The sequence below is a fragment of the Pseudomonas putida genome, assembly GCF_025905425.1.
Taxonomy (GTDB): Bacteria; Pseudomonadota; Gammaproteobacteria; order Pseudomonadales; family Pseudomonadaceae; genus Aquipseudomonas; species Aquipseudomonas putida_AF.
Map to the genome: position 1 here is coordinate 412,435 of NZ_CP109603.1, position 26,463 is coordinate 438,897.

The following is a 26,463-nucleotide window of genomic DNA, read 5'->3' on the forward strand; positions in this document are numbered from 1 at the left end:
CTACGGGGTAAAAATGAGGGTGATCGGCCACTATAAAGGGCTGGCGAAGATATTTCACCCCACAGACGCACCTGCTGACGATTGACGGGTTAGGATAGGCGCCTGTTTTACATTCAGTTTGCCAATGGGAGTCTCCATGAGTGCCGTCACCCGTGCCGCCATCGAAGGCGTGCTTCGCCAGTACACCGACCCCTACCTGAACCAGGATCCAGTCAGCGCAGGTTGTGTGCGCGCCGTCGATATCCAGGGCGGGCAGGTCAATGTGCAGTTGCAACTGGGGTATGCCGCAGGGTTGTTCAAGAACGGCTGGGCCCAGGTACTGCAGACAGCGATCGGCAACCTGGAAGGCGTCAGCAGCGCCCAGGTGTCGATCGACTGCGTGGTCGCCGCGCACAAGGCTCAGGCGCAGGTGCCGGCCATGGCCAACGTCAAGAACATCATCGCCGTGGCCTCGGGCAAGGGTGGCGTCGGCAAGTCGACCACTGCCGCCAACCTGGCCTTGGCCCTGGCCCGTGAAGGCGCCCGGGTCGGTATTCTCGACGCGGATATCTATGGCCCTAGCCAGGGCGTGATGTTCGGTATCGCTGAAGGCACTCGGCCACAGATTCGCGAGCAGAAGTGGTTCGTGCCGATCAAGGCGCATGGTGTGGAAGTCATGTCCATGGCGTTTCTCACCGACGACAACACGCCGATGGTGTGGCGTGGCCCGATGGTGTCCGGCGCGTTGCTGCAACTGGTGACCCAGACCGCCTGGGATGACCTCGACTACCTGGTGATCGACATGCCGCCAGGCACGGGTGACATCCAGTTGACCCTGGCGCAGAAGGTACCGGTGGCCGGCTCGGTGATCGTCACCACGCCGCAGGACCTGGCCCTGCTGGACGCCAAGAAGGGCGTGGAGATGTTCCGCAAGGTCAATATCCCGGTGCTGGGTGTGGTGGAGAACATGGCCGTGCACATCTGTTCGAACTGCGGCCATGCCGAGCACCTGTTCGGCGAAGGCGGCGGTGAGAAACTGGCGGCCCAGTATGGCGTCGACCTGCTGGCGTCGCTGCCGTTGTCGATGCTGATCCGCGAACAGGCCGACAGTGGCAAGCCAACGGCGATTGCCGAGCCCGAAAGCCAGATCGCCATGGTCTATCAGGAATTGGCCCGTCAGGTGGGCGCGCGCATCGTGCTGCAGGAAGCAGCGGCACCGGCGATGCCGAACATTACCATCAGCGAAGACTGACCAGAGACCGCGTCGCCTGCTTTGCGGGTAAGCCCGCTCCTACAGGTACACCACAGGCCTGTAGGCGCGGTTTTACCCGCGAAGAAGGCAGCGCCGGTTCAGCCAGGCATAAAAAAACCCGCCAGAAGGCGGGTTTTTTGAAAGCTAGAAAGCTTAGATCGACTTAGGCGATCTGAACTTCTTCAGCCTGCATGCCTTTCTGGCCGCGGGTAGCGACGAAAGTAACAGCTTGGCCTTCTTTCAGGGTCTTGAAGCCGTCAGCTTGGATGGCTTTGAAGTGCACGAACAGGTCGTCACCCGACTGAGGGGTGATGAAGCCGTAGCCTTTCTCGTCGTTGAACCACTTAACGGTACCGTTTTGACGGTTGGACATGTTTCTGTCTCCTTGGACAAAGTTGATAACGGTCAGGAAAATCCCTGCCCGGGACTGAGTGCAAAGAGAGCAGAAAATTCAGAGATGGGCCGATCAGGATCGTGCATCAAACTAGAGATTCTCGGTGTCACGTGCAGCACAGTGGCGCCACCTTAACCCACTTTCCGCAACCTGCCAATGGCCAGAGGCCGCTTTACTGAAAATCAGATCGGCGGCGGCTGTAAGCCCCGCCTGGCGGGGATTGTGGCCAGAATGCAGGATGGAACTTTGAAGAGGGCGCCGGGACCGGTAAGATGCGCCTCACGATTTTCACCTCGCAACTCTTCAGGACACCCCGCCATGAGCATCAAATCGGACAAGTGGATTCGCCGCATGGCACAGGAACACGGCATGATCGAACCCTTCGTCGAGCGCCAGGTGCGCGGCGAACACGACAGCCGTGTCATCTCCTTCGGCGTCTCCAGCTACGGCTACGACGTGCGCTGCGCCGACGAATTCAAGGTGTTCACCAACATCAATTCGGCCACCGTCGACCCGAAAAACTTCGACGCCGGCAGCTTTGTCGACGTCAAGAGCGACGTCTGCATCATCCCGCCAAACTCCTTCGCCCTGGCCCGCACTGTGGAGTACTTCCGCATTCCACGCAACGTGCTGACCATCTGCCTGGGCAAAAGCACGTATGCGCGCTGCGGCATCATCGTCAACGTCACCCCGCTTGAGCCAGAGTGGGAGGGCCACGTGACCCTGGAATTCTCCAACACCACCACCTTGCCGGCAAAAATCTATGCCAACGAGGGTGTGGCGCAGATGCTCTTCCTGGAATCCGATGAAGAATGCGAAGTGTCCTACAAGGACCGTGGCGGCAAGTACCAGGGCCAGCGTGGCGTCACCCTGCCACGCACCTGAGCCGACGAGCGCGGGGAATTCCCCGCGTGTTTGCGACTCCAACGAGTAACTTGCCGATGTGCATGATGCGCATCGGCTCTCGTCAGGAGCCGCCAATGAAACTCCATCCCGCAATCAGTGCCAAGCTGGCTGGTTTGCAGCCCAATCATGTCGGGTTGTTGCCATGGTCACTGCTGGCGCATCCGCTGCCGATGCAGGCGGGGGGCGTGCCTCATCAGCCTGATCCCGATACCCCACAACCACCGGAGCCGGGTGAAACGCAGCCCATGGAGCCAGGTGAACCCACCTTGCCCGATGAGCCGCCTCCCGCACCGGTCGCCTGAGCACGTGTGGCTATAGCGCCCAGACCCGCTCTGCGCCTGCCAGAAACACGCGGGTAGTCGCATCGCCGCGCACGCGCCAGCCACCGGTGAATTCGCCGAAGGCTGGCAGCAGGCTGACCCTGTCATCCATCAGAAAGCAAGGCAGGCGAAGACGCTGTCTGGCCCGCCCCTGCAAGACGAACACAGGGTGGACATGGCCCGCCAGCACCGGGTGCTGGGGATGGGCGACGGGCTCGTGCTGCAAGGCGAAGGGCGCCAGCACCCATGGCTCTTCCACCACCTCAATCCCCAGTGCAACCGGTGGGTCGCCAGCGTGGCGATCATGATTGCCACGCACCAGCACGATGCGGAGCCCCGCATGCCGTTGCCGCCACGCCTGCAGCCTGGCCAGCGTTGCCGGTGCGCGTGCCGTGCGGGCGTGCAGGAAATCGCCAAGCACGACCAGCAGTCGGCAATCATGGTTGGCCAGCAGGGTGTCAAGGCGCGCCAAGGTTGCCTCGGTGGTACCGCGTGGCACGGGCTGATGAAGGGCGCGATAGCTGGCGGCTTTGCCGATATGCACATCGGCCACCAGCAGGGCGCGACGGGCAGGCCAGTACACGGCTTTGTCCGGCAGTAGCCAGAGCGTTTGGTCGCAGTGCTGGATGGCCAGGTGATCATTCATCGCGGCCACTCGCCGCCTTTTCCAGGTCCGCGACCATCCGGGCTATGCGCTCTGCCAGTTTTTCCGTGCTCAAGGTTTCGCGCATGCCTTCCACCAGCAGGGCAAAGGCCAACGGGCCAGGGCGAGGCAACGCATGCAGGTCCAGCCGCAGTTGGCCAAGCTTGAGCAACTGGCGATGCAGCCGCTCGATCTCGAGTTCTTCACGCAATACCTCGTCCCGAGCCTGGCCCAGCAGCAGGTTGTCGGCATCGTGCTTGCGGAAAACCTCGTAAAACAGCCCACTGGACGCCTGGATCTGCCGGGTGCTCTTTTGCGCGGCCGGGTAGCCGCCAAATACCAGCCCGGCAATCTGGGCGATCTCGCGAAAGCGCCGTAGTGCCATCTCGCCCGCGTTGAGGCTGGCCAGTACATCCTCCAGCAGGTGCTCGGGCAAGAGTGCGGTCGGCAAGTGCGTTGCCCAATCCACGGCACTGGGGCTGAGCAGCTCAAAGCCATAGTCATTGACAGCGATGGACACTGAGAGCGGCTGTACCCGGCTGATTCGCCAGGCAATCAGGTTGGCCAGGCCCAGGTTGGCCATGCGCCCGGCGAACGGGTAGAGAAAAAGGTGCGAGCCCTGACGTGATTTCAGGGTTTCTGCCAGCAGTGTGCGGGTGGTCGGTAGCGCCGACCAGCTGGCCTGCAACGCCAGCAGGGGGCGCACGGCGCGCATTTCCGGGCTGTCGTAACGCTGATGGGCTGCGGCATCTAACTGTGCGACCAGGGCATCGGCCAGCTCGCTGGACAGGGGCATGCGCCCGCCGTTCCAGCGGGCCACGGCGGCTTTGCGCGAGGTGCTGCGGCGTACATAGGCGGTCATGTTTTCGACACGCACCAACTCCAATACCCGGCCTGCGAAGATCAGGCTGTCGCCAGGGCGAAGGCGGGCGATGAAGGCCTCCTCGACACTGCCCAGCGGCTTGCCGCCACCGCCTTTGCTCCAGTACTTGAGCTGCAGGCTGGCATCGCTGACGATGGTGCCGATGCCCATGCGGTGCCGCCGCGCCAGGCGCTCGCTGGCCACCCGCCAGACCCCGTCGGCATGGGGCTCGACACGCTGGTAATCAGGGTAGGCGCTGAGCGAGTTGCCGCCGTGGCAGACAAAGTCCAGCGCCCACTGCCACTGGCTGTCGCGCAACGCGCGAAAGGCCCAGGTGCTGCGTACTTCGGCTAGCAACTGCTCGGGTCGAAAGCCGCTGCCCAGGGCCATGCTGACCAGGTGCTGCACCAGCACATCCATGCACAGCTGAGGCGAGCGCCTGGCCTCGATCTGCCCGGCGAGCAGCGCGTGCCGGGCCGCTGCTGCCTCTACCAGTTCGAGGCTGTGGGTGGGCACCAGGGTTACCCGCGAGGGGCGACCTGGTGCGTGCCCGGAACGCCCGGCGCGTTGCATCAGGCGGGCGATACCTTTGGCCGAACCGATCTGCAGTACCCGCTCCACAGGCAGGAAATCCACGCCCAGGTCCAGGCTGGAGGTGCAGATCACCGCTTTGAGCGAACCTTGCTTCAAGTTGCGCTCGACCCAGTCGCGGGTATCGCGGGCCAACGAGGCATGGTGCAGGGCAATCAGGCCGGCCCAGTCAGGGCGTGCATCGAGCAATGCCTGGTACCAGAGTTCGGCCTGGGCGCGGGTGTTGGTGAACACCAGGCTGCTGGCGCTCGTGTCGATCTCTCGGCTGACCTGATCGAGCATCTTCAGCCCCATATGGCCTGCCCAGGGGAAACGCTCGATCTCAGTGGGGAGCAAGGTATCGACCTGCAGTCGTTTGTCCTGTCGGCCTTGCACCAGCAACCCGTCGTGGGGCATCAACACGTCGAGGGCATGTTGCAGGTTGCCAAGGGTGGCCGAAAGCCCCCAGGTCAGCAGCGTCGGGTGCCAGCGGCGCAGGCGTGCCAGGGCCAGTTGCAATTGCACCCCACGCTTGTTGCCCAGCAGTTCATGCCATTCGTCCACCACCACCAGGCGCAGGCCGGCGAAATCATCGCAGGCTTGCGCCCGGGTCAGCAGCAGCGTCAGGCTTTCGGGTGTGGTGATCAACACGCTGGGCAGGCGCCGGGCTTGTCGGGCGCGCTCGGCGCTGCCGGTGTCGCCACTGCGCACCCCCACGCTCCAGTTCAGGCCTAGCGCATCGAGCGGTGCTTGCAAGGCACGCGCGGTATCGGCGGCCAAGGCGCGCATGGGCGTGACCCACAGCACCTGCAAGGGGGCCGGTTGGCGGCCTGGGCTGGCAATGGCGAACGCGCGCAGTGCCGCCAGCCAGACAGCATAGGTTTTGCCGGCGCCGGTACTGGCGTGCAGCAGCCCGGACTCGCCGCGTTCGACGGCCGCCCAGACACGTCGCTGGAAAGCGAATGGTTTCCAGCCGAGCATGGCGAACCAGGCATTGGCGAGGTCGGTGGAGGTGGCCATGGGCGCGGGCTGATCCTTCGAAGGCTGTGCTTCTACTGACCGCCCGCCGGGTAGATTGGTTTTACCGGATCAGTTGCCCAGCAGGTAGCCGCTGCGGCACACCTGCTCGCCCGCCACATGGGCGATGACCATGCCCGCCGTCGCCATGCGGCGCACGCTGCGGGCGTACAACAGCCCGGGCTGGCTGTTACGCACCGCAGTTACCCGGTCGTTTAGCGGGTCGATGACCTCGGCGATCAGCTGGTCGGCTTGCAGGTACTGGCCTGGCCGCGTGTGGTACACCAGCAAACCGCCAAGCGGCGTCGAGACGGGCTCTACGGCGGCCAGCGGTGTAGCCGGGCGGGACAGCGGCGGAAGGGGCGCGCGGCTGCCTTCGATGACGCCGGCATGGGTCAGGAAGTCGAGGATCGCCTGGCAGTCCTTGCCGGCCAGCTCATGGCTCACATCCGCCTGGCCACGCAATTCGACGGTTACCGAGCAGCAGCCCAGCGGAATCGGGAAACGCTTGCCGAAGCGCTGTTGCAGCTGCCACCAGACCAGGCTGAAGCATTCATCGAACGATTGCCCGCCCGAGTCGGTGGCCAACAGGCTCGCCTGGGCCCCCAGGTAACGGGCCAGCGGCTCGATCTGCGGCCAGGCTTCCGGCGTTGTGTAGAGGTGTTCGACTGCCTCGAAGTCGCAGTGCAGGTCCAGCACCAGGTCGGCGTCGCACGCCAGGCGCTGCAGGATCAGGCGCTGGTCCTGAAGTGGGGTGCGGGTGGGGTGTGCATCCAGCCCGCGACGCAGGTACTCGCGGATCAGCGCGATGTTGTGTGCCGGGTCCTGGGTCAAATGCTGTTCAATCTGGTCGCCGATGCTGTCGGAGAGGTCGACGAAATTGCGGTTGAAGTTTTCGCCGCTTTGCAGCTCGAAACGCCCCAGCGGGGCGTCCAGCAGCACCTGTTCCAGGCCCACCGGGTTGGCCACCGGCACTAGAATGATTTCCCGCTGCAGACGGCCCTGCTGCTCCAGCTCGGCCAGCCGACGCTTGAGGTGCCAGGCCACCAGCATGCCGGGCAGTTCGTCGGCGTGCAGCGAGGCTTGGATGTACACCTTGCCTTCACCGCGGGGGCCGAAGTGAAAGCTGTGCAGTTGGCGTGAGATGCCCGGTACGGGAGAAAGCAGCTCGTGGGTCGAATGGTGCATGGTGGTCCTAGGTTCGTGGCGAATACGGTCTGCGACACGGGTCGGCACAAAAATAGAAGCATAATTTTTGCATCTGCGCCTGTGCAAATTAGGCACTGTTAGATCAGCAGTGCCTGCAGGGTCGCCAGGTTGTCGGCTTCTTCGACCGGTTTGTCCAGGCGCCAGCGCAGCATGCGTGGAAAGCGCACGGCGATGCCGCTTTTGTGGCGTTTGGACAATGCAATGCCTTCGAAGCCCAGTTCGAACACCAGGGTCGGTGTCACGCTGCGCACCGGGCCGAACGTTTCCACGGTGGTTTTGCGGATGATCGCGTCAACCTTGCGCATCTCTTCGTCGCTCAGCCCCGAATAGGCCTTGGCGAATGGGACCAATGCTCGTCCGGCCGTGCCGGCGGGCGCGTCCCAGACGGCGAAGGTGTAGTCGCTGTAGAGGCTGGCGCGGCGGCCATGGCCACGTTGGGCGTAGATCAACACGGCATCGACGCTGAAGGGGTCGATCTTCCACTTCCACCAGGTGCCCATGTCTTTGGTGCGCCCCACGCCATACAGGGCCTTGCGCTGCTTGAGCATCAGGCCTTCGACGCCCAGGCTGCGGGACTGCTCGCGCTGTTCGGCCAGCTCGGCCCAGGTTTGCCCTTCGAGCAAGGGCGACAGCAGCACGGGCGCTAGCGGGTAATCTGCCACCAGCCGTTGCAACTGCTGACGACGTGCGTGCTGCGCCTGGTTGCGCCAATCCTCGCCCTGCCATTCCAGCAGGTCATAGGCCTGCAGCACCACGGGTGCGTCGGCCAGCAGCTTCTTGCCCAGGGTCTTGCGGCCCAGGCGTTGCTGCAACAGGGCGAAGGGTTGCACGGCCAGGGCATCGTCCGTGGCCCTCGGTTTCCACACTAGGATCTCGCCATCGAGCACGACGCCGTCAGGCAGCGTCTGCGCCAGGCTATGCAGTTCGGGGAAGCGATCAGTGACCAATTCTTCGCCGCGCGACCAGACCCACAATTGGCCGTCGCGCTTGACCACCTGCGCGCGGATACCGTCCCACTTCCATTCGATCTGCCAGTCGCTCGGCGGGCCGAGCAGCGCGTCAAACTGCTCGACGGGCGCCTGCAGCGGGTGAGCCAGAAAAAAAGGATAGGGCTGACCGCCACGCTGGCGGTGTTCATCCGCCGACTCGGCAGCGATCAACTGCTGGTAGCCGGTGGCGGTAGGGCGGTGGCTGATATCGGTGTAGCCAACCAGGCGCTGGGCCACGCGCTTGGCATCGAGGCCGGCCAGTTGCGCCAGGGCGCGGGTGACCAATAGCTTGGAAACACCGACGCGAAAGCTGCCGGTGATCAGCTTCAGGCACAGCATCAGGCTTGGCCGGTCGAGCTGCGCCCAGAGCGGCGGCAGGCGCTGGCGGATCACTTCGGGCGGCAGGCCGCGAAGGGGCAGCAGGTATGTCTCGACCCAATGGGCCAAACCCTCGTCGCTGCCGTGGCTGTTATCGGGCAGCAGTAACGAGATCGTTTCGGCCAGGTCGCCCACGGCTTGATAGCTCTCTTCGAACAGCCATTCAGGCAGCTCTGCCAACTCAGTCGCCAGTTCGCGCAGCACTCGGGTTGGCACCAGTTGCCGAGGGCGGCCGCCGGCCAGGAAGTACACGGCCCAGGCCGCATCCTCGGCAGGCGCCTGGGCAAAGTAGTCGCGCAAGGCTTCGAGCTTGGCGTTGCTGGAGGTGGTCGCGTCCAGGCGCAGGTACAGCGCGGCGAAGGCTTTCATGCCTCGGGCTCCGAGGGCGCTGGCTCGTCTTCGTCGCCGTATTCGGTGGCGAAGGCGCGAGCATCCAGGCCCTGTTCGTTCAAGTAGCGCACCAGCACGTTGACCGAGCCATGGGTGACCATCACGCGCTCCGCGCCAGTCTGGCCAATGGCCCACAGCAGGCCCGGCCAGTCGGCGTGGTCCGACAGTACGAAGCCTCGGTCGACGCCACGCCGCCGGCGTGTGCCGCGCAACAGCATCCAGCCGCTGGCGAAGGCATCGCTGTAGTCGCCGAAGCGCCGCATCCAGCTACTGCCCCCGGCAGAAGGTGGGGCCAGGACCAAGGCGTGGCGCAGCAACGGGTCGTTGCGCGGGATGTCGCCGGCATAGCGGGTTTCCGGCAGGTGCACGCCAGCCTCACGGTACACCCGGTTCAACGGCTCGACCGCGCCGTGTACCAAAATCGGCCCGATACTCGCGTCCAGCCCGTGGAGAATGCGCTGCGCTTTGCCGAAGGCGTAGCAGAACAGCACGCAGGCTTTGCCCTGCGCGCAATTGGCGCGCCACCAGGCGTTGATACCGGCGAATACCTCAGGCTGGCGGGGCCAGCGGTAAATAGGCAGGCCGAAGGTCGACTCAGTGATGAAGGTGTGGCAAGGCACTGGCTCGAAGGGGGCGCAGGTGCCATCGGGTTCGACTTTGTAGTCGCCCGAAGCGACCCAGACCTGGCCCTGGTATTCCAGGCGAACTTGCGCCGAGCCCAGTACATGGCCGGCGGGGTGCAGGCTCAGGGTGACACCGTGGTGAAGGATGCGCTCGCCGTAGGCCAAGGTTTGCAGGTTGATGTCCTGGCCCAGTCGGCTGCGCAGGATGCCTGCGCCGGGCGCGGCGGTCAGGTAGTGGTTATTGCCGGTGCGGGCGTGGTCGCCGTGGCCGTGGGTGATGATGGCACGGTCCACCGGCCGCCAAGGGTCGATGTAGAAATCACCGGGCGGGCAGTACAGGCCTTCGGGGCGGGCGATAACGAGGTCCATGGCACGGGCGCTGGTGGTGGGTTACCCGTTAGGAGCGCGGCGGGCGATGGGAAGTTCGAGTGGGTTTGTCGTGAGTGTTGTATCGCCTGGGAGATCGAGCGCCGCGCGCGCGGCGCTCGATCTCCCAGGCCATCCCCCTCCCGATTACCGCCCCGGCACCAACGTCAGCCGTTGATTGCCATAGCCCCGCCCAAAGTTCTGCGGTTGCATCGGCAGGCTCATGAAACGCCCTTTGAACCAGGCATCCAGCCCGTCGCTGTAGTGCGGGCTTGCCGAGTTGCCGGACTGGCCGCTGCTGGTCAGTACCTGCAACGGTTCGGCCTGGCCGAAATCGACGATCATGCGTGCCGACGCTGGCAGGCGGGTGTTGAAGTCACTGCCCCAGGCGTAGGGGGTGAGGACCAGGGTACTGAAGTCGCCGCCGGCAGCCAGCGGTGAACGGCTGAGGGCATCACCCAGGCCATGGTAGGCCGGTGCCGGCCAGCGGTACTGGTGCAGTTTGCCCCACTGCCAGGCGCGGCGGTCGGCGCCGAGTTGCGCAGTGCCGGCATCCACTGCAGCAGCCAGGCTGCGGGCGAGAATCAGCGGCTTGTCTTCTTTCTGCGGGGTGCTGCGGTCATCCCAGAACGGGCTGTCCTCGCGGCCCAGCAGGTGGTCGGCCTGGGCCGAGTAGGACAACCGCGCATTGCTGACGAACGCCTGCCAGGCAGGGCCGGATTCTGGCCCGAGGTCATCGAGGAAGGTTTCGCGGGCGAAGGCCTGGAGGAACAACGCGTACAGCGCGGCATCTGCCGACACCGGGCTCAGGCGGCCATCGAATGCCTTGAGCCGGGCCAAGGCGTCGCGGGCCTTGTCACGCTGTGCGGCTGGCAGGGCATCGATGGCTTGTTTGAGCGGTTGAGCCATGCCCGGTGCGTCGAACATCTGCTTGAGCTTGTCGGCCAGCAGGGTGACTTGATCGTTCTGCAGGGCCATGAGGCTGCGGCTGTCGTGACGGCCGTTGCCTGCCAACTGAGCGAGGCGCTCGGCGCGCTCGGGGTAGTACCAGGTGTTGGACAACTGCATGCCGTAGCCGCGCGGCAGGCTGCGCTGGTTGGCGTGGCCGATCCAGCCGGCGGGTGGGTCCTGATCGTAAGGGTGCAGCATCGGGTCAGCGTAGCCGTCCCAATCGTAACGCCCGTCCCAGCCGGGCGAGGGCAGCAGGCCCTGGCCTTCGCGGCGGTTAGGGTAGCGCCCGCTGACTTGCCAGCCGATGTGTTCGGGCTCGGCGAAGACAAAGTTGAGCGCCGCGGCGGCGACTTCGCGGGTGCTGTCGAAGGCGCGCTCGACCGTTTTGGCGCGGGTCAGGTCGAACAGCGCATCGAGGCTGCGGTCGCCCTTGAGCTGTGGCAGGTTCAGGGCCAGGCCCAGGCTGGCGCTTGTCGGTTGGGCGAGCAAGGTGCCGTGGCGCGTGTCATACATCACCTCGCGCAGCGGGCGTTGGCCACGCACGAAGAAGGTTTCGCTGCGTGCCCGTGCTGGCAGCCACTTGCCGTCGGCCAGGTAGCTCAACTGGTTGCCTTGGCGGCGCAGTTGCTCCAGGTACAGGTCCTGGTTGTCAGCCATCACGGCGCTGCTGCTCCAGGCGATCTTGCCGTTGTAGCCGGCCAGTACGATCGGCAGGCCCGGCAGCGACAGGCCGGCGACCTGATACTTGCCGGTGTGGATCTGCACTGGGCTCAAGGCCCAGGCGGCCTGGCTGTCGCTGGCCAGCAGGCTCTTGCCGCTGCGGCTGCGTTGGGCCGCCAAGGCCAGGTTGGCCGAGCCTGGGCTGCCGAGCAGGTCGAGGTCGGCGAGTTTCTGGCTGGCTGCCGCCAGGGCAGGCAAGCCGGGTAGTTGGCTGGAGAGGTTGAGGCCCTTGAGCTTGTCCACTTCGCTGTCGGCCAATGGTTCGTCCGGTGCGCCGGGCAGCAGCCAGGCCAGCTTGTCGCTGCCGACCTGCTGCGCCAGGGTCAGGGCACTGAGTTCTTCTTGCAAGTTTACCGATTGACTGAAGGCGTACAGGCTGAAGATCAGCGCCGAGTCTTCTGGCTTCCAGTACTCAGGGCGATGGCCGCTGCTGGCCAGGCTGGCGGGCAGCTTGTCGCGGTAGCGGAACAGGTAGGCGTTGACGCCGCGGGCGTAGACTTCGAAGAAGCGCTTGAGCCGGGGCGAGGCGTCGGCGTATTGCTGAGCGGCGTTTTGCTTGAGGTTGGCGGCGCGCATCAGGCGGTCGATGTCGAGTGCATCGCTGCCGGCAAGTTCGGCGAGGCGGCCTTGGGCGAGCAGGCGCATGGCGACCATCTGCTCGATGCGATCGCCTGCGTGTACGTAACCCAGGCTGAACAGCGCGTCATGGAAGTTGCCGCTTTCGATCAACGGAGCGCCCATGGCATTGCGCCGTACCGAGACGTTTTGTGCCAGGCCCTTGAGCGGCTGTACGCCGGTGGTCGGTGGCACGCTGTCCTGGTAGCCGCCCATCTGGCAACCGGCGAGTCCGAGCGTGCCCACTAGCGTGGCAGCGGTCGTTAACCGCAGGCGGAAGGGAGGAAAGGCGGGGGCGGCCATGACAAGGGCTCCTGCAAGGCGTGGCGGGGGTTTGGAAGGCGCTAAGGTAGTGAGCACGCAGGCGCGGTGCAAGGTGCTGAGGCGGTTTATTTACGAATGGTACGTTACTGAACGGATCACCCATATGGGTCGCAGACGCGTTCACTCACCAACGCGCAATTCTGAGCGTCACCTTAGGTGAGTTTTTGCTCTTGCTCTTGCATGGTTACGCGGTGTGTCCGGCCATAGTTGTGCGTTGGGCTTCAACTGATGGTGCTGAGATCTGGCAAGGTCCATTTGCGGTGGCGACGCTTAATCACCTTTCCGCTCTTACAGCGGGTCACTTTTTGGCAAACGCCCCAAAAAGTAACCAAAAAGGTCTGCGCTCCATCATACGGCCCCTACGCTGCGCTTCGGGGTCCCCTCGCTCCTGAGTCGCTGAAGATCAAAAGCCAGATCAAGATCAAGATCAAAAGCCAGATCAAGATCAAGATCAAGAGCTCGGTTCAGCGCTCAGGTAGACCTTTGCTTTTAGGTGCTTCGTCAGATCAGGCGCCGTGGCACTTTTTGAACTTTTTCTCGCTGCCGCATGGGCAAGGATCGTTGCGGCCAACGTCCTTCAGGGCGTTGCGAACAGGCTCCTGATGGCCGTGGTTGCAGTGCGGGCCGTGTACATGGCCATGGTCGTGATCGTGGTGGTGATCATGATCGTGGTTGCAGTCAGGGCCATGAACATGGGGTTGCTGAGTCATTGCAAGGTTACTCCGGTATGAAATCACCGGGGATTATCTCACCACTGCGCGACAAGTGCAGGTCCCGATGGATGAGCAACCCGGTGGCCAACTCCCCTTGCAGGGAATAGTGCAGCGGCTGTTCGCTCTTCAGCAGCTTGGCCAGCGGCTTCAAGTGCTGCCACAGGTTGGTCCGCGCAGTGATCTTGAACGTACGCCGGGCATGGCCGCCAACGCTGCGCCATACACTCGTCTCATCCTGCACCAGAAGCAGGTCGTTGAGCCGTATCGAATACGCCAGGCTACGAATGAACAACCGGCTGTCATTCGGGTTGTCGACACGCAGGTGCAGGACGAATTCCTGCTGGAGCAGCCTGGCCTTGACTGTCTCTACCTTGACCAGGTGCACCTCAGGCTCGCGCCAATCGTCGCCGCCCCAGCTGGCGCAACCCGCCAGCAGAGCCAGCAGGATGCCGAGCAGAAGCACGCGGGCCTGGGCGATCATGCTCAACTGGCCACGTAGCTGGCGCAGCATTTCTTGAACTTCTGACCGCTGGCGCACGGGCAAGGGTCGTTGCGCCCGGCTTTCAGCCCGACCGTAGGGTCAATGAAGTACCAACGCCCGTCATGCTGGACGAACGCCGAGCGCTCGCGGTGCTGGTGATCGCCCTCCAGGTCGTGCCAGCGTGCGGTGAAGGTGACGAAGCCGTGCTCCGGCTGGCCGCCAAGCACCTCGGCTTTTTCCACTTCCAGCCCCAGCCAGGTGCTCTGGGCGCTCCAGCTGGCTATGGCGGCACGGTCCAGCCCCGCTTGCTGGGCAGGCAGGGTAGTGCTTACCAAGTAATCGATCAGGCCCAGCACGTAAGCGCTGTAGCGTGAGCGCATCAGCGTCTGGGCATCGGGTGCCGGAGTTCCGGCATGGTAGTGCCCGCAGCAGGCGCCCAGCAGGTTGCCACTGCCGCAGGGGCAAACCGAAACACTCATCATCACCACCAATACTTTCCAAAGTTTTCAGGGTTGGCCCAAAACCGCGCATTCAGCCAGTCCGGCACTTGCTTGTAATCATGTAGATCATAGGTGAACAGGCTCAGTACTTGCCCTTCACGCCGGAATTTTTCGCTGGCCGACAAGGCCAGGGCGAAGAAGTCAGTGTCTTGCCAGCCGCAGGCCGAGAGGTCGGCCAGCACAGCAACCCGGCTGGCATTGAGGTTACGAATGCCACCGAGCAGTTCCAGGCCCGTGCGCTTAGGCAGGTGTTCCAGGCAGTCCACCAGTACCGCCAGGTCAAAGCGTTGACTCGCAAGGTCTGCCGGCAGCGGGCCAGGCGCGGTCGTTGCGATGGCTACCTGCGGGTGTGCCTCGGCAAAGGCGTCCAATGCAGGGAAGCGCGTGCCTACCAGCAGCAGGCGCTGAGGGGTGAAACGCTCGAGCAGGGCTGCCAGGGCCTGCTGGGGTGTGCGCTGGGAAAAACCGTCGGTCATTGCCAATCCTCGTTCAAGTCGTCCAAGACTAGCGGGCCGCGGCGCGTGGGCAAAGCAGCATGTGACCGTGTCGTGGCTTATTGCTGGCAGGGATGGATTGCGCGGTCTTTACTCCCAGAGATCGGCCTTATGCCGATTCCCCCTAGGAGATGCAACGAAAATGAGCATAGTACGCACAGCGATACCCCTGGTACTGCTCACCAGTGTGTTGACTGGTTGTGCAGGTTTGCAAAAAACCGACTGGCCGAAGTGTGCTGCCGTCGGGGGCGTAGGCGGCGCCGCCCTGGGCGCCATCGAGAGTTCCAGCTGGGCTGGCTGGGGCGCGTTGCTGGGCGGCGGCCTGGCGGCGGGCTATTGCTGGGCCCATGGTGATGGCGACGAAGATGGCGATGGCGTGCCGGACAGCCGCGACAAATGCCCCGGCACCCCGCGCGGCGTGCAGGTCGATGCCAATGGCTGCCCTCCGGAGCCGGTTGCGGTAGTCGAAGAGGTGGTGGTGCAGAAGGAAGAAATCATCGTCATTCGTGACGTGCACTTCGAGTTTGACTCCGCGCGCCTGACCGCTACCGATAAAGAGCGCCTGAACACCATCGCCACCCGCCTCAAACAGGAAGCACCCAGTGCTCGTCTGAGCGTCAGTGGCCATACCGACAGCGTGGGGTCCGACAGCTACAACCAGAAACTGTCCGAGCGCCGTGCACATTCGGTGACCGATTACCTGGTCGAGAGTGGTGTACCACGCAGCAGCTTCGTCTCGGTGGTCGGTGCGGGTGAAACCCAGCCAGTGGCAGACAATGCTACGGCCGATGGGCGCGCCATGAACCGTCGCACGGAGATCAAGATCCAGCGGTGACGGCTTGCGCCCGTGCCTTGAGCAGTGGCGCGGGCGCGTCTTCAAACCGCTAAGCCGGTTGTGGCCAATGACACAAGGAGCGTCAGCATGCGTGTTATGTCGAAGACAGCACTGCCGTTGCTGGTGGTGACGAGCCTGCTTGCAGGTTGTGCCACCCACAGCGATGGCAGTGCGCCCCTCAATCAAAGGACCTGGCCCCTCTGCAGCGTGCTGGGCGGCCTGGCAGGTGGCGGCCTGGGCGCCATCGAAAGTTCAGCCTGGGCCGCGGGTGGCGGCGTGCTGGGGGCAATCACCGGCGGCCTGATCTGCTTTGCGCAGGACGGTGATGAAGATGGCGATGGCATTTTCGATCGTCGTGACCGCTGCCCCGACACGCCGGCCAATACCGCCGTCGACCACATGGGTTGCCCGCTCAAACAGAGTCCACCGCCATCACCGGCAGTCGAGCCTGCGCCAGAGGTGATTACTCTGGACGATAACGGGCAGGTGATGTTCGCCTTCGACTCCGCCGAACTCACCACCGCTGCTCAGCAGCGTCTGCAGGGGCTCTTGCCCAAGCTCAACGAGCCGGGGGTGACCCGGGTCAAGGTCATCGGCCACACCGACAGTGTCGGTTCCGACAGCTACAACCAGGCACTGTCCGAGCGCCGCGCCAGCAGTGTTGCCGAGTACCTGATCGGCCAAGGCCTGGCACCGGCCAAGGTCACCAGCCAGGGGCGTGGTGAAAGCGAGCCAGTCTCCGAGAACGACACCGAACAAGGCCGCGCCCATAACCGACGGGTGGAACTGCACCTCAACTGAGCAGTGCTGGCGGATGCCTGGGCAAGGCAGGTACTGTTGGTCGCACGGCCCGCTCGAACGGGCCGCTTCGACATAACAATAAAGGTATAGGGGCGGGGGTATGAAATTCATCCTGGGCCTGGGCAAGGTCCTGACGGTTGTCTTCTGGGGCGTGGCGCTGTTCAATTTGCTGATGCCGCAACCCTTGCCATTGAATTTACTGATCAACGCGGTAGGGATTATCCTGCTGAGCCTGCATGTGCTTGAGGTGCTGTTCTTCAACGCCAGCCTGCGGGGTCGCAGCCACCGTTGGTTCGACCGTCTGCAGATCCTGCTGACGGGTATCTTCCATGTCATGTCCATACCCCGTGCGCAGGAGGCGCCGCGTAATGCGTAATCTGATGTTGCTGGCCGTGTTGGCCGCTCCCCTGGCCCAGGCCGAAACCCTCGAAGTGGCCTCCAACTCCATGCTGCGCCTGCCCGACAAGTCTGCCAGCGTGCACCTGGAGCATCTGCGTGTGGCCGATTCGGCGACGTTGCTGTTGCCCGCCACGCTCACCGAATTGAAAATCGATCATCTGCAACTGGGGCGTGAGGCGCGTATCGCCATTGCCCCCTCCGACCATCCACTGCGCATCGAGGCGCACAGTGCGAAGCTGGGCGAAGGCAGTGAGATCAGTGCGCCGGGTGCCCCGGGCACCTACCAGCGTGCGGCCCGTTCTGGTCGAAGCCTGGACTTGAAGCTGGATGAGATAGAGGCCGAGCAGCTCGCGATCGATGCGCGAGGCGGGGCCGGTGCGCCGGGTTATGTCGGGCTTGATGGCGCCAACGGCCAGGCCGGAGGCTGTACCTGGGGCCAGGCCAGCCGCGGCGCCAATGGCGATGACGGTGGCAACGGGCACGATGGCGCAGCGGGTGGGCGAATTCGTCTGAGCCTGCCACAGGGCTTCCCGCAGGAGCGCATCGTGGTGCGCCTGGATGGTGGGGCGCCGGGGCAGGCCGGTGCCGCAGGCAAGGCAGGCAAGGGCGGGGCGAGCAAGGGTTGCCTGGTCTATCGCACCGATGCCGGCGCCAGCGGCCGGCCGGGGCAAGCGGGCCAGCCAGGCCTGGCCGGTGCTTCGGGTGAGTTGATCTTGCAGCGTCTTTGACGTGAAGGGGCGGTGCGGCCCTCGGGCCGCGTCGCTTACAGCATCACGCGCGAACTGGCCACCGCCACCACCGCGATCCCCAGCAACAGGTTGATCCCGACCATCCGTCGAATCCGTCCCAGTACCGCAGCCCCTGCCGGCCAGTCCTCGGCTTGCACGGCCGTTTTCAGCTCTGGCAACAGCAACGCCTGAATGCGCATGAACAGGGCGAACATGGCGATGCCGCCACCGATCATCACCTGCACGTACTTCGGCGCCGTCTCCAGGCCGCTGAAGCGCATGTGCAACATGCCGATACCACTTATCGCCAGGATCGCGACAGCCAGCCAGACCCATCCGAAGAAGCGTCGGAAAACTTCCACCCACAACCGCAGGCGAGCAGGCCCGTCGAGGGCTGCAACCGTTGCCGGGCGCAGCACCAGCCAGGCGAAGAACATGCCGCCGACCCAGACCAGCGCGGCCAGGACATGCAGTGTGTAGGGCAGGGCAAAGGCAAGCATCCGGATCTCCATGCGGCATAAAGGGCAATAGCGGGGTATGATAGCCGTCCAATGCGAAACACTGAAAATATATCCAGCCCTTCGGGCGCCTGCAGACCATGATCAGCAACGAACTCAAAGCCACCATCCAGGGCGCCTACTCGCGTTTTCTCGAAGCCAAGAGCCTCAAGCCGCGTTACGGCCAGCGCCTGATGATTGCCGAAGTGGCCAAGGTGCTCGGCGACATCGCCTGCGACGATGAAGGCCGCCGTGCCGGCGAGCCTGCCGTGGTCGCCGTGGAGGCGGGCACCGGTACCGGCAAGACGGTCGCCTATGCGCTGGCCGCGATCCCGGCCGCCAAGGCCGCCGGCAAGCGCTTGGTGATCGCCACCGCCACCGTCGCCTTGCAGGAGCAGATCGTCTTCAAGGACCTGCCCGACCTGATGCGCAACAGTGGGCTGAACTTCAGCTTCGCCCTCGCCAAGGGGCGTGGCCGCTACCTGTGCCTGTCCAAGCTCGACGTACTGCTGCAAGAAGGTCACGCGCAGTCGGCCACTGCTCAGTTGTTCGAGGAAGAAGGCTTCCACATCGAGGTCGACGAGCGCAGCCAGAAGCTGTTCAACAGCATGATCGAAAAGCTGGCCGGCAACCGCTGGGACGGTGACCGTGACAGCTGGTCCGAAGCCCTGGAAGACCAGGACTGGGCACGCCTGACCACCGATCATAGCCAGTGCACCGGCCGCCACTGCCCGAACTTCCAGCAGTGCGTGTTCTACAAGGCTCGCGAAGGCATGGGCAAGGTCGACGTGATCGTCACTAACCATGACATGGTCCTGGCTGACCTGGCCCTGGGCGGCGGCGCGGTGCTGCCCGACCCCCGCGACACCATGTATGTGTTCGACGAAGGCCACCACCTGCCAGACAAGGCCATTGGCCATTTCGCCCATTATTCGCGTCTTCGCTCCACCGCCGACTGGCTGGAGCAGACCGCCAAGAACCTCACCAAGCTGCTGGCCCAACACCCGCTGCCGGGTGACCTGGGCAAGTTCATCGAACAGGTGCCAGAGCTGGCACGGGAGATCCGTACCCAGCAGCAGTTCATGTTCACCCTGTGCGAGCAGGTCGCAGACTTCCGCCCCAGTGAAGACACCGAGGGCCGCGAACGCCCCCGCTATCGCTTCGAAGGGGGCGTGATACCGGAGCAGATCCGCGAGGTGGGCATCGAGCTGAAAAAGGGCTTCGCCCGCCTCAACGATCTGTTCACCCGCCTGGCCGACCTGCTGAAGGAAGGCATGGACGGTGAAGTCAATATCGGCATCGCCAGCCATCAGGCCGAAGAATGGTACCCACTGTTTGGCAGCCTGGTGACCCGCGCCCAGGGTAACTGGGAACTGTGGACGGCCTTCACCGCCGAAGACCCCGAGGACAGCCCGCCCATGGCGCGTTGGCTGACCCTGGCCGAGAGTGGTGCGCTGTTCGACATCGAAGTCAACGCCAGCCCCATACTGGCTGCCGAAATGCTTCGTCGCAGCCTGTGGAGCGTCGCCCACGGCGCGCTGGTGACCTCGGCCACGCTCACCGCCCTGGGCAAGTTCGACCGCTACCGCATGCGTTCGGGGCTGCCGCGCGATGCCGTGACCTGTGTGGTACCCAGCCCGTTCGTGCATGGCGACGCTGGCTTGCTGCGGGTGCCCGACCTGGGCGCCGATCCGCGTGATGCGACGGCGCACACTGCGGCGATCATTCGTGAACTGCCGAACATGCTCGATGATGCCCGTGGCGCGCTGGTGCTGTTCTCGTCACGCAAGCAGATGCAGGATGTGTTCGACGGCCTGGACCGCGACTGGCGCAAGCTGGTGCTGATCCAGGGCAACCTGTCCAAGCAGGAAACCCTCAACAAGCACAAGGCGCGGGTCGATGACGGCCAGCACAGCGTACTGTTCGGCCTGGCCAGCTTTGCTGAGGGGGTCGACCTGCCTGGCGCCTATTGCGAGCACGTGGTCATCGCCAAAATCCCCTTCGCCGTGCCCGACGACCCGGTCGAAGCGGCCCTGGCGGAATGGATCGAGGCCCGAGGGGGCAATCCGTTCATGGAAATTGCCGTGCCCGACGCCTCTCTGCGCCTCATCCAGGCCTGCGGCCGGCTGCTGCGTACCGAGCAGGACCGCGGCGTCATTACCTTGCTTGATCGACGTCTGGTCACCCAGCGCTACGGCAAGGCTATTCTCAATGCGCTGCCGCCCTTCCGGCGGGAGATTTCCTGACAGCCGGAGCACACTGCACCGGCTTGTTGTCCATCACTCAGTCTTGGGCTCATGAGGGCCCTGAAGGAGAGCCCCAGCCTTATGGTCCGCCGTACCCTGCCCGTCGTATTCGCCCTGTTGTTCAGCTCGCCATTGCTGGCCGGGCAGCAGACGCTGTTCAGCTTCGTGCGCCCGGCCTCGGTGGTCAATGTGGTGACCGAGGATGCCGGCATGCCGCAGTACAACGCAGAGCAGACGGCCGGGGGTGAGGTATTGCGGCGCGTGGTGTTCAACCCGGCCGAGCGGCCGACGCTGCGCTTGAGCCCGCAGAGCGGTGTCTGGGACTGGTCTGCCGGGCAGTTTCTGACCTTGCGCCTGCAAAGCGCCATGGACTGGGCGCTGACCGTGGACGTTACCGTGGTGGGCAGTGATGGCCGCACGCTGACCAGCCGCATCGACCTGCCCGCAGGGCCTGCCCAGACCGTGATGGTGCCGCTCACCGCCAGCTCACCGTTAAGCCAGGGCATGCGCGCCGGCCCGCCGATGCCGTGGACGTACGCTGGCCAGCGCCTGCTGCTGACCAGCAGCGCGGGCGCGGTTGACCTCAAGCAAGTGGCGTCTGTCAGCCTGAGCATTCCCAACCCCAAGGTGGCGCAGAACCTGCTGATCGAGAAGGTGGGTATTCAGGATGACGATCAGGCCTACAAGGCTGCCTACCATGAACTGATCGACGCGTATGGCCAGTCCACCCGCGGCCAATGGCCAGAAAAAATCGTCAGTGACGAGCAGCTCAAGGCTGCTGATGGCCGTGAGCAGCAGCAACTCAAGGGCTGGTTGGCCGAGCATGGCAAGCAGCAGCTGGACAGTTATGGCGGGCTGTTGGGCGGGCCGGCGTTCGAGGCCAAGGGGTTTTTCCGTACCGAGAAGCAGGGTGGCCGCTGGTACCTGGTAACGCCGGAGGGGCACCCGTTCTACTCGCTGGGTGTCAACGCCGTGGCCGCTGATGGCGGGCGCACTTATGTCGAAGGCCGTGATGGCATGTTCAAGGCGCTGCCAACCGAGAGCGATCCGCTGGCGGCGTTCTATGGCAAGGGTAACAACGACGACGGCAACGCCTCGTCACAAGGGCGTAACTTCAAGCAGGGGCGCTGGTTCGACTTCTATGCCGCCAACATCCAGCGTACCTATGGCAAGCCATGCCCACCCAGTGTCGAGGGGCAGCCTGCGGCCAACTGCCCGCCGCTGGTGCTGGACGCCTCGCGTTGGCAGGCGCACACGCTCGATCGCCTGCAAGCCTGGGGCTTCAACACCCTGGGTAACTGGAGCGATCCGGCCTTGGGCCAGGCCAAGCGCATGCCCTATACCCTGCCACTGTCGATTGTCGGTGACTACGCCAGCATCAGCACAGGCATGGACTGGTGGGGCAGCATGCCCGATCCCTTCGACCCACGGTTCGCCATGGCCACCGAGCGCGCCGTCGCCATTGCTGCCCGGGACCACCGTGATGATCCCTGGTTGATCGGCTACTTCGCTGACAACGAGCTGGCGTGGGCCGCGCCGGGCAATGACCCCAAGGCTCGCTACGGGCTGGCTTATGGCACCTTGCGCCTGACCACCGACGTGCCCGCCAAGCGCGCCTTCCTCAAGCAACTACGGGACAAGTACCGCAATCAGGAGGGGCTGTCCAAGGCCTGGGGGATCGAATTGTCCGCCTGGGAACTGATGGAAGACCCTGGTTTCGAGGCGCCCGTGCCCAACCCCGAGCACCCGGAAATTGAGCGGGATTACCAGCACTTCCAGCAGGTGTTCGCCGAGACCTACTTCAAGACCATCGCCGACTCGTTGAAGTGGCATGCGCCCAATCACCTGCTGCTCGGCGGTCGCTATGCCGTGAGCACGCCAGAGGCGGTCAAGGCCTGCGCCGAGTTCTGCGATGTGCTGAGCTTCAACTTCTATACCCTCAAGCCCGAGGACGGTTACGACTTCGCTCGCCTGGCCGAACTGGACAAGCCGGTGCTGGTTTCCGAGTTCCAGTTTGGCTCCCGCGATCGTGGGCCATTCTGGCCGGGGCCATTGGAAGTCGCACGTGAAGAAGACCGTGGGCCGGCCTATGGCAACTTCCTCAAGGCCGCGTTGGCGCAGCCGATGATTGTCGGTGCGCATTGGTTCCAGTACCTGGACCAACCAGCCAGTGGGCGGTTGCTCGATGGCGAGAATGGGCACCTGGGCCTGGTGGCGATTACCGATGTGCCGTATTCGGGGTTCGTCGAGGCCGTGCGTAAAAGCAACCAGCAGGCCATTGGTCAGTTGCGCGCTGAGTTGGCCAAGCCGCTCCCCTGAGCCATTGGGGCCGTCAACCGGCCCCTTTTATGGCGACCACCGAGCCTAAGCCAGTTTGCAAAACCGCCAACTACTGAAACAATGCACGCCATTTTCAGAAGGTCGTACGGAGAACAGTGGGTGCAGATCCAGGGTCACTATGAGCTGAAGTTCGAGGCGGTGCGCGAAGCCTTCGCCGAGTTGTTCGATGATCCCCAGGAGCGCGGCGCGGCGCTGTGCATTCAGGTGGGCGGCGAGACCGTGATCGACCTGTGGGCGGGCAGCGCCGACAAGGACGGGCAGCAGGCCTGGCACAGCGACACCATCGCCAACCTGTTCTCCTGCACCAAGACCTTCACGGCTGTCACCGCCTTGCAACTGGTGGGCGAGGGCAAGCTTGCCCTGGATGCGCCGGTGGCCCGTTACTGGCCCGAGTTCGCCCAGGCTGGCAAGCAGTCCGTCACCCTGCGCCAGCTGCTCAGCCATCGCGCTGGCCTGCCAGCTATCCGTGAGCTGCTGCCGGCCGAGGCGCTGTATGACTGGCAGGCCATGGTCGATGCCCTGGCCGCCGAAACCCCATGGTGGACGCCGGGCACCGAGCACGGTTACGCCGCCATCACTTATGGCTGGCTGATCGGTGAGCTTATCCGCCGCGCCGATGGCCGTGGCCCAGGTGATTCGATCGTGGCCCGTACGGCCCGTCCGTTGGGGCTGGACTTCCATGTCGGCCTGGCAGATGAAGAATTTTATCGCGTGGCGCATATCGCGCGCGGCAAGGGCAACCCTGGAGATGACGCGGCCAAGCGTTTGCTGCAGGTGACCTTGCGCGAGCCCGAGGCACTGTCGACCCGTGCCTTCACCAACCCGCCAGCGATTCTTACCAGTACCAACAAGCCCGAGTGGCGGCGCATGCAGCAGCCGGCGGCAAATGGTCACGGCAATGCCCGCAGCCTGGCCGGCTTCTATGCTGGGCTGCTCGATGGCAGCCTGCTCGAATCCGAGCTGCTCGACGAACTGACGCGCGAGCACAGCATCGGCCAGGACCGCACCTTGCTGACCCAGACCCGTTTCGGCCTGGGCTGCATGCTCGACCAACCGCAGGTGGCCAATGCCACCTTTGGCCTTGGTGCCCGTGCCTTCGGGCATCCTGGCGCGGGCGGTTCGGTAGGTTTTGCCGATCCGGAGCACGATGTGGCCTTTGGCTTTGTGGTCAATACCCTCGGCCCGTATGTGCTAATGGACCCAAGAGCCCAGAAACTGGTACGCGTTCTTGCCAGTTGCCTTTGATCGGGTAATGCGGGTATTGGCTGACCCCTTTGACTATCCTCACTGTCTACGCTTTAAGTGCGTTGGCAAAATTTCTTTTTATTTCATGGTGTATCGCTGATGTCTTCACATAAAACCTTAGCACTCGCCCTGTGCCTGACCGCCGTCACCGGCTGCGCCAGTCATTCCCCGGACGCCGCGAAGGGCAGTGGCTCCAGCTGGTGGCCTTTTGGTTCGGACCAGGTTGCCGAGCAGGAAGTGAAGGAAGCCGTCACCGAAAAAGTAGCCAAGGCCGATGCCAAGTCGGAAAGCGCCAGTCGCTGGTGGTGGCCGTTCGGGGGTGACGACAAGGCCAAAGGGCCAGTCGTGCCGAAAATCGACCAGAAAGCCACCCAAGCCTGGCTGGACGAGTACGAGCCCAAGCTGCGTGAGGCCATCAAGGACAGCAAGCTGGAGCTTGAACGCCGTGACAACGTGCTGGCTGTGACCATTCCAGTGGACAGCGCGTACAACCCTGACCGCCCGAACATGCTGTTGCCCATGACCCTGGGGCCGATCACGCGTGTGGCCAAGACCGTCGAGGGCGATACCAAGACCGCCGTGCTGGTGCTGGGCCATGCCGACAGCAGCGGTGCCGCCGCCGCCAACCAGAAACTCAGCCTGGAGCGTGCCGCCTCGGTATCGGCGATCTTCCGCCTCAGCGGCCTGCAGCGTGATCGCCTGACCTTGAAGGGCATGGGTTCGGTGATGCCGCGTGCGGCCAACGACAGTGCCGAAGGCCGTGCATTGAACCGCCGGGTGGAAATGCTGCTGACGCCGCAGAACACCATGATCGCGCTGCTGGCCAAGTACCAGCAGGCCGCGCCGGCACCTGTACCGGCCTCGATGGTCGCCGTTCAGGATGCCAAGGCGCCTGCCGTCAAGGCTGCTAGCAAGCCCGCTGCCAAGGCTGCTGCCAAACCGGCTGCGAAGAAACCTGTCGCCAAGGCCAAGGCACCTGCCAAGACTGCCGCCAAGAAGAAAGCCGCGCCGGTCAAACCTGCTGCCAAGAAGGCGACGGCTGACAAGAAAGTAGCCGCCAACAGCCCTGCGAAGACCAACTGATCGTCAAGGAAACGCAGCCATGACCCAATCCCTGGCCGATATGCGCCGCGACTATACCCGTGATGGCCTGGCTGAAGCCCAGGCCCCGAGTGAGCCGTTCGCTTTGTTCCACCAGTGGTTCGCCGATGCGGTGAAGACCGAGCAACCACCGGTCGAGGCCAACGCCTTGACCCTTGCCACAGTCGATGGCGAGGGCCGCCCCCATTGCCGCGTGTTGCTGCTCAAGGGGCTCGATGACCGTGGTTTTACCTTCTTTACCAACTACGAAAGCGCCAAGGGCCAGCAACTGCTGGCCAACCCTTTCGCCGCCATGACGTTCTTCTGGCCGGCGCTGGAGCGCCAGGTTCGGATTGAGGGGCGCGTGGAAAAGGTCACGGCCAAGGAGTCGGACGACTACTACCAGGTGCGCCCTCTGGGCAGTCGCCTGGGGGCCTGGGCCTCGCCTCAGAGCCGGGTCATTACCGGCCGCGAAGAGCTGGAAGGGCTGGTCAAGGCGACTGAGGCACGGTTCTCCGACGTTCAGCCACATTGCCCGGAGCATTGGGGAGGGTACCGTCTGTTGCCTGAGCGTATCGAGTTCTGGCAGGGGCGGGCGAGCCGCTTGCATGACCGGATGAATTATCGTCTGGTCGATGGGCAATGGCTGCGGGAGCGGCTGGCGCCTTGAAGTACCTGGGGCCGCAATGCGGCCCCAACGCCCATCCGGCTACCCCGGATAAGCCTGCGCCTCACGCGCCAACCAGGCTGCCAGGTCCTTGCGCTTGACCTTCTCCACCCGCGCCTGTTGCAGTCGCTGCAACATGTAGTCACGCTTGCGTACATCGTCCCCGGCCAGCGACAGCGCCAGATCCCGGTCCATCCAGCGGCGCATGCGCACATACAGCCACCCGTGGAAATACAGCCCTGCGACGGTCGTCACCACGACGATGAAGTAATCCATGGCTATCCTTGGTCTCACTTGAAAGGCCCCACGATACAGCCCAGGCAGGCTGTACCCAGGCTGAATGAAAACAATTTTATTACGTCTGTGTCGTGACAGCCGTCAACGCGCAGCGTCTAATGGACACCGATGACTTTTGGAGACTTTACCCATGCGTAAATCCGTTTTGCTGGTGGCGACCTTTACCACCATGTCGCTGTTGCTGGGGGGCTGTGCCTCGAGCCTGACCGGCGATAGCTACTCCCGTGATGAGGCCCGTCGCGTGCAGACCGTACGCATGGGGACCATCGAAGCCCTGCGTCCAGTCAAGATCGAAGGCACCAAGACCCCGATCGGCGGCGGCGCTGGCGCCATTGTCGGCGGCGTTGCCGGCAGCGCAGTGGGTGGTGGCCGCGGCAGTATCGTCGCGGCTGTGATTGGTGCGGTTGCCGGTGGCCTGGCAGGCTCTGCCGCCGAGGAAGGCATTACCCGCACCCAAGGTGTTGAGATCACCGTGCGTGAAGACGATGGCAGCATGCGCGCCTATGTGCAGGCCGTTCAGGAAAACGAAATTTTCCGGGTGGGCGAACGTGTGCGCATCATGACCGTCGACGGTACCAGCCGCGTCTCGCACTAAGCCTCGCAAGGGCCATAGCGCAGAAACAAAAACCCCG

Annotated in this window: 26 protein-coding genes; 13 read left to right on the plus strand and 13 right to left on the minus strand. The window is 64.0% G+C overall.

What is annotated here, in order from left to right:
* Positions 1 to 136: 136 nt before the first annotated feature.
* On the plus strand, positions 137 to 1,231 hold the full coding sequence (gene apbC / locus OGV19_RS01900; protein WP_264311881.1) for an iron-sulfur cluster carrier protein ApbC: 1,095 nt from the start codon (positions 137 to 139) through the stop codon (positions 1,229 to 1,231).
* Between the two features lie 163 nt (positions 1,232 to 1,394).
* Here apbC and OGV19_RS01905 read toward each other — a convergent pair whose 3' ends face one another.
* A complete protein-coding gene (locus OGV19_RS01905) occupies positions 1,395 to 1,604 on the minus strand; it encodes a cold-shock protein (RefSeq protein ID WP_012273869.1) in 210 nt (69 codons plus the stop codon).
* Between the two features lie 339 nt (positions 1,605 to 1,943).
* Here OGV19_RS01905 and dcd point away from each other — a divergent pair, with 339 nt between their 5' ends.
* Together dcd and OGV19_RS01915 are read left to right on the plus strand one after the other, a co-directional pair.
* Positions 1,944 to 2,510 carry a dCTP deaminase gene (gene dcd / locus OGV19_RS01910; protein WP_012313046.1) on the plus strand — a complete coding sequence of 189 codons (567 nt, stop codon included), beginning with the start codon at positions 1,944 to 1,946 and terminating at the stop codon, positions 2,508 to 2,510.
* A 95-nt stretch (positions 2,511 to 2,605) separates the two neighbouring features.
* Positions 2,606 to 2,833 (plus strand): hypothetical protein, encoded by a 228-nt coding sequence (locus tag OGV19_RS01915; protein ID WP_264311882.1) that lies wholly within the window; start codon positions 2,606 to 2,608, stop codon positions 2,831 to 2,833.
* 10 nt (positions 2,834 to 2,843) lie between these two features.
* On the opposite strand, the gene pdeM is transcribed toward OGV19_RS01915, so the two are convergent.
* The 10 genes from pdeM to OGV19_RS01965 all read right to left on the minus strand — a co-directional run bounded on the left by pdeM (position 2,844) and on the right by OGV19_RS01965 (position 14,678).
* Positions 2,844 to 3,497, minus strand: coding sequence for a ligase-associated DNA damage response endonuclease PdeM (gene pdeM, locus OGV19_RS01920; RefSeq protein WP_264311883.1), 654 nt, complete (start codon positions 3,495 to 3,497; stop codon positions 2,844 to 2,846).
* The gene (locus tag OGV19_RS01925) at positions 3,490 to 5,946 is read right to left on the minus strand and encodes a ligase-associated DNA damage response DEXH box helicase (RefSeq protein ID WP_264311884.1); all 2,457 of its coding nucleotides are present in this window, start codon (positions 5,944 to 5,946) and stop codon (positions 3,490 to 3,492) included. The genes pdeM and OGV19_RS01925 overlap by 8 nt, the downstream gene beginning before the upstream one ends.
* A gap of 69 nt (positions 5,947 to 6,015) precedes the next feature.
* On the minus strand, positions 6,016 to 7,131 hold the full coding sequence (locus OGV19_RS01930) for a succinylglutamate desuccinylase/aspartoacylase family protein (RefSeq protein ID WP_264311885.1): 1,116 nt from the start codon (positions 7,129 to 7,131) through the stop codon (positions 6,016 to 6,018).
* A 98-nt stretch (positions 7,132 to 7,229) separates the two neighbouring features.
* Positions 7,230 to 8,888 carry an ATP-dependent DNA ligase gene (locus OGV19_RS01935; RefSeq protein WP_264311886.1) on the minus strand — a complete coding sequence of 553 codons (1,659 nt, stop codon included), beginning with the start codon at positions 8,886 to 8,888 and terminating at the stop codon, positions 7,230 to 7,232.
* Positions 8,885 to 9,901, minus strand: a complete 1,017-nt coding sequence (locus OGV19_RS01940; RefSeq protein ID WP_264311887.1) for a ligase-associated DNA damage response exonuclease — start codon at positions 9,899 to 9,901, stop codon at positions 8,885 to 8,887. The genes OGV19_RS01935 and OGV19_RS01940 overlap by 4 nt, the downstream gene beginning before the upstream one ends.
* A gap of 144 nt (positions 9,902 to 10,045) precedes the next feature.
* Complete coding sequence (locus OGV19_RS01945) at positions 10,046 to 12,487, minus strand: penicillin acylase family protein (RefSeq protein WP_264311888.1); 2,442 nt, start codon at positions 12,485 to 12,487, stop codon at positions 10,046 to 10,048.
* A 527-nt stretch (positions 12,488 to 13,014) separates the two neighbouring features.
* Entirely contained in the window at positions 13,015 to 13,218 is a 204-nt protein-coding gene (locus OGV19_RS01950) for an SEC-C metal-binding domain-containing protein (protein ID WP_033694179.1), read from the minus strand.
* Between the two features lie 7 nt (positions 13,219 to 13,225).
* Positions 13,226 to 13,702 carry an LEA/WHy family protein gene (locus OGV19_RS01955; RefSeq protein WP_264313874.1) on the minus strand — a complete coding sequence of 159 codons (477 nt, stop codon included), beginning with the start codon at positions 13,700 to 13,702 and terminating at the stop codon, positions 13,226 to 13,228.
* Between the two features lie 2 nt (positions 13,703 to 13,704).
* Positions 13,705 to 14,181, minus strand: coding sequence for a YchJ family protein (locus OGV19_RS01960; RefSeq protein WP_264311889.1), 477 nt, complete (start codon positions 14,179 to 14,181; stop codon positions 13,705 to 13,707).
* Between the two features lie 2 nt (positions 14,182 to 14,183).
* Positions 14,184 to 14,678, minus strand: coding sequence for a DUF6231 family protein (locus tag OGV19_RS01965; RefSeq protein ID WP_264311890.1), 495 nt, complete (start codon positions 14,676 to 14,678; stop codon positions 14,184 to 14,186).
* A 160-nt stretch (positions 14,679 to 14,838) separates the two neighbouring features.
* Between OGV19_RS01965 and OGV19_RS01970 the strand changes: the two genes are divergently transcribed.
* The 4 genes from OGV19_RS01970 (at position 14,839) to OGV19_RS01985 (ending at position 17,459) form a co-directional block, all read left to right on the plus strand.
* Entirely contained in the window at positions 14,839 to 15,531 is a 693-nt protein-coding gene (locus OGV19_RS01970) for a PA1041 family peptidoglycan-binding anchor lipoprotein (protein WP_264311891.1), read from the plus strand.
* Positions 15,532 to 15,618: 87 nt separating this feature from the next.
* Positions 15,619 to 16,332, plus strand: a complete 714-nt coding sequence (locus tag OGV19_RS01975; RefSeq protein ID WP_264311892.1) for a PA1041 family peptidoglycan-binding anchor lipoprotein — start codon at positions 15,619 to 15,621, stop codon at positions 16,330 to 16,332.
* A gap of 100 nt (positions 16,333 to 16,432) precedes the next feature.
* Positions 16,433 to 16,708: a DUF1145 domain-containing protein gene (locus OGV19_RS01980; protein ID WP_264311893.1), complete on the plus strand. Its 276-nt coding sequence runs from the start codon at positions 16,433 to 16,435 to the stop codon at positions 16,706 to 16,708.
* Complete coding sequence (locus tag OGV19_RS01985; RefSeq protein ID WP_264311894.1) at positions 16,701 to 17,459, plus strand: collagen-like protein; 759 nt, start codon at positions 16,701 to 16,703, stop codon at positions 17,457 to 17,459. Before OGV19_RS01980 ends, OGV19_RS01985 begins: the two co-directional genes overlap by 8 nt.
* Positions 17,460 to 17,494: 35 nt before the next feature.
* Here OGV19_RS01985 and OGV19_RS01990 read toward each other — a convergent pair whose 3' ends face one another.
* Positions 17,495 to 17,959, minus strand: a complete 465-nt coding sequence (locus tag OGV19_RS01990; RefSeq protein ID WP_264311895.1) for a CopD family protein — start codon at positions 17,957 to 17,959, stop codon at positions 17,495 to 17,497.
* Between the two features lie 98 nt (positions 17,960 to 18,057).
* Here OGV19_RS01990 and dinG point away from each other — a divergent pair, with 98 nt between their 5' ends.
* From dinG to pdxH, 5 genes are all read left to right on the plus strand, one after another.
* Positions 18,058 to 20,202 carry an ATP-dependent DNA helicase DinG gene (dinG, locus tag OGV19_RS01995; protein WP_264311896.1) on the plus strand — a complete coding sequence of 715 codons (2,145 nt, stop codon included), beginning with the start codon at positions 18,058 to 18,060 and terminating at the stop codon, positions 20,200 to 20,202.
* An 81-nt stretch (positions 20,203 to 20,283) separates the two neighbouring features.
* Entirely contained in the window at positions 20,284 to 22,521 is a 2,238-nt protein-coding gene (locus OGV19_RS02000; RefSeq protein ID WP_264311897.1) for a beta-galactosidase, read from the plus strand.
* Positions 22,522 to 22,641: 120 nt separating this feature from the next.
* Positions 22,642 to 23,787 (plus strand): serine hydrolase domain-containing protein, encoded by a 1,146-nt coding sequence (locus OGV19_RS02005; RefSeq protein WP_264311898.1) that lies wholly within the window; start codon positions 22,642 to 22,644, stop codon positions 23,785 to 23,787.
* Between the two features lie 99 nt (positions 23,788 to 23,886).
* Complete coding sequence (locus OGV19_RS02010) at positions 23,887 to 24,870, plus strand: OmpA family protein (RefSeq protein ID WP_264311899.1); 984 nt, start codon at positions 23,887 to 23,889, stop codon at positions 24,868 to 24,870.
* A gap of 19 nt (positions 24,871 to 24,889) precedes the next feature.
* Positions 24,890 to 25,537, plus strand: coding sequence for a pyridoxamine 5'-phosphate oxidase (gene pdxH / locus OGV19_RS02015; RefSeq protein WP_264311900.1), 648 nt, complete (start codon positions 24,890 to 24,892; stop codon positions 25,535 to 25,537).
* A 39-nt stretch (positions 25,538 to 25,576) separates the two neighbouring features.
* On the opposite strand, the gene OGV19_RS02020 is transcribed toward pdxH, so the two are convergent.
* Positions 25,577 to 25,810, minus strand: coding sequence for a hypothetical protein (locus OGV19_RS02020; RefSeq protein ID WP_264311901.1), 234 nt, complete (start codon positions 25,808 to 25,810; stop codon positions 25,577 to 25,579).
* Positions 25,811 to 25,961: 151 nt separating this feature from the next.
* Between OGV19_RS02020 and OGV19_RS02025 the strand changes: the two genes are divergently transcribed.
* Entirely contained in the window at positions 25,962 to 26,426 is a 465-nt protein-coding gene (locus OGV19_RS02025; protein ID WP_264311902.1) for an outer membrane lipoprotein, read from the plus strand.
* Positions 26,427 to 26,463: the final 37 nt, after the last annotated feature.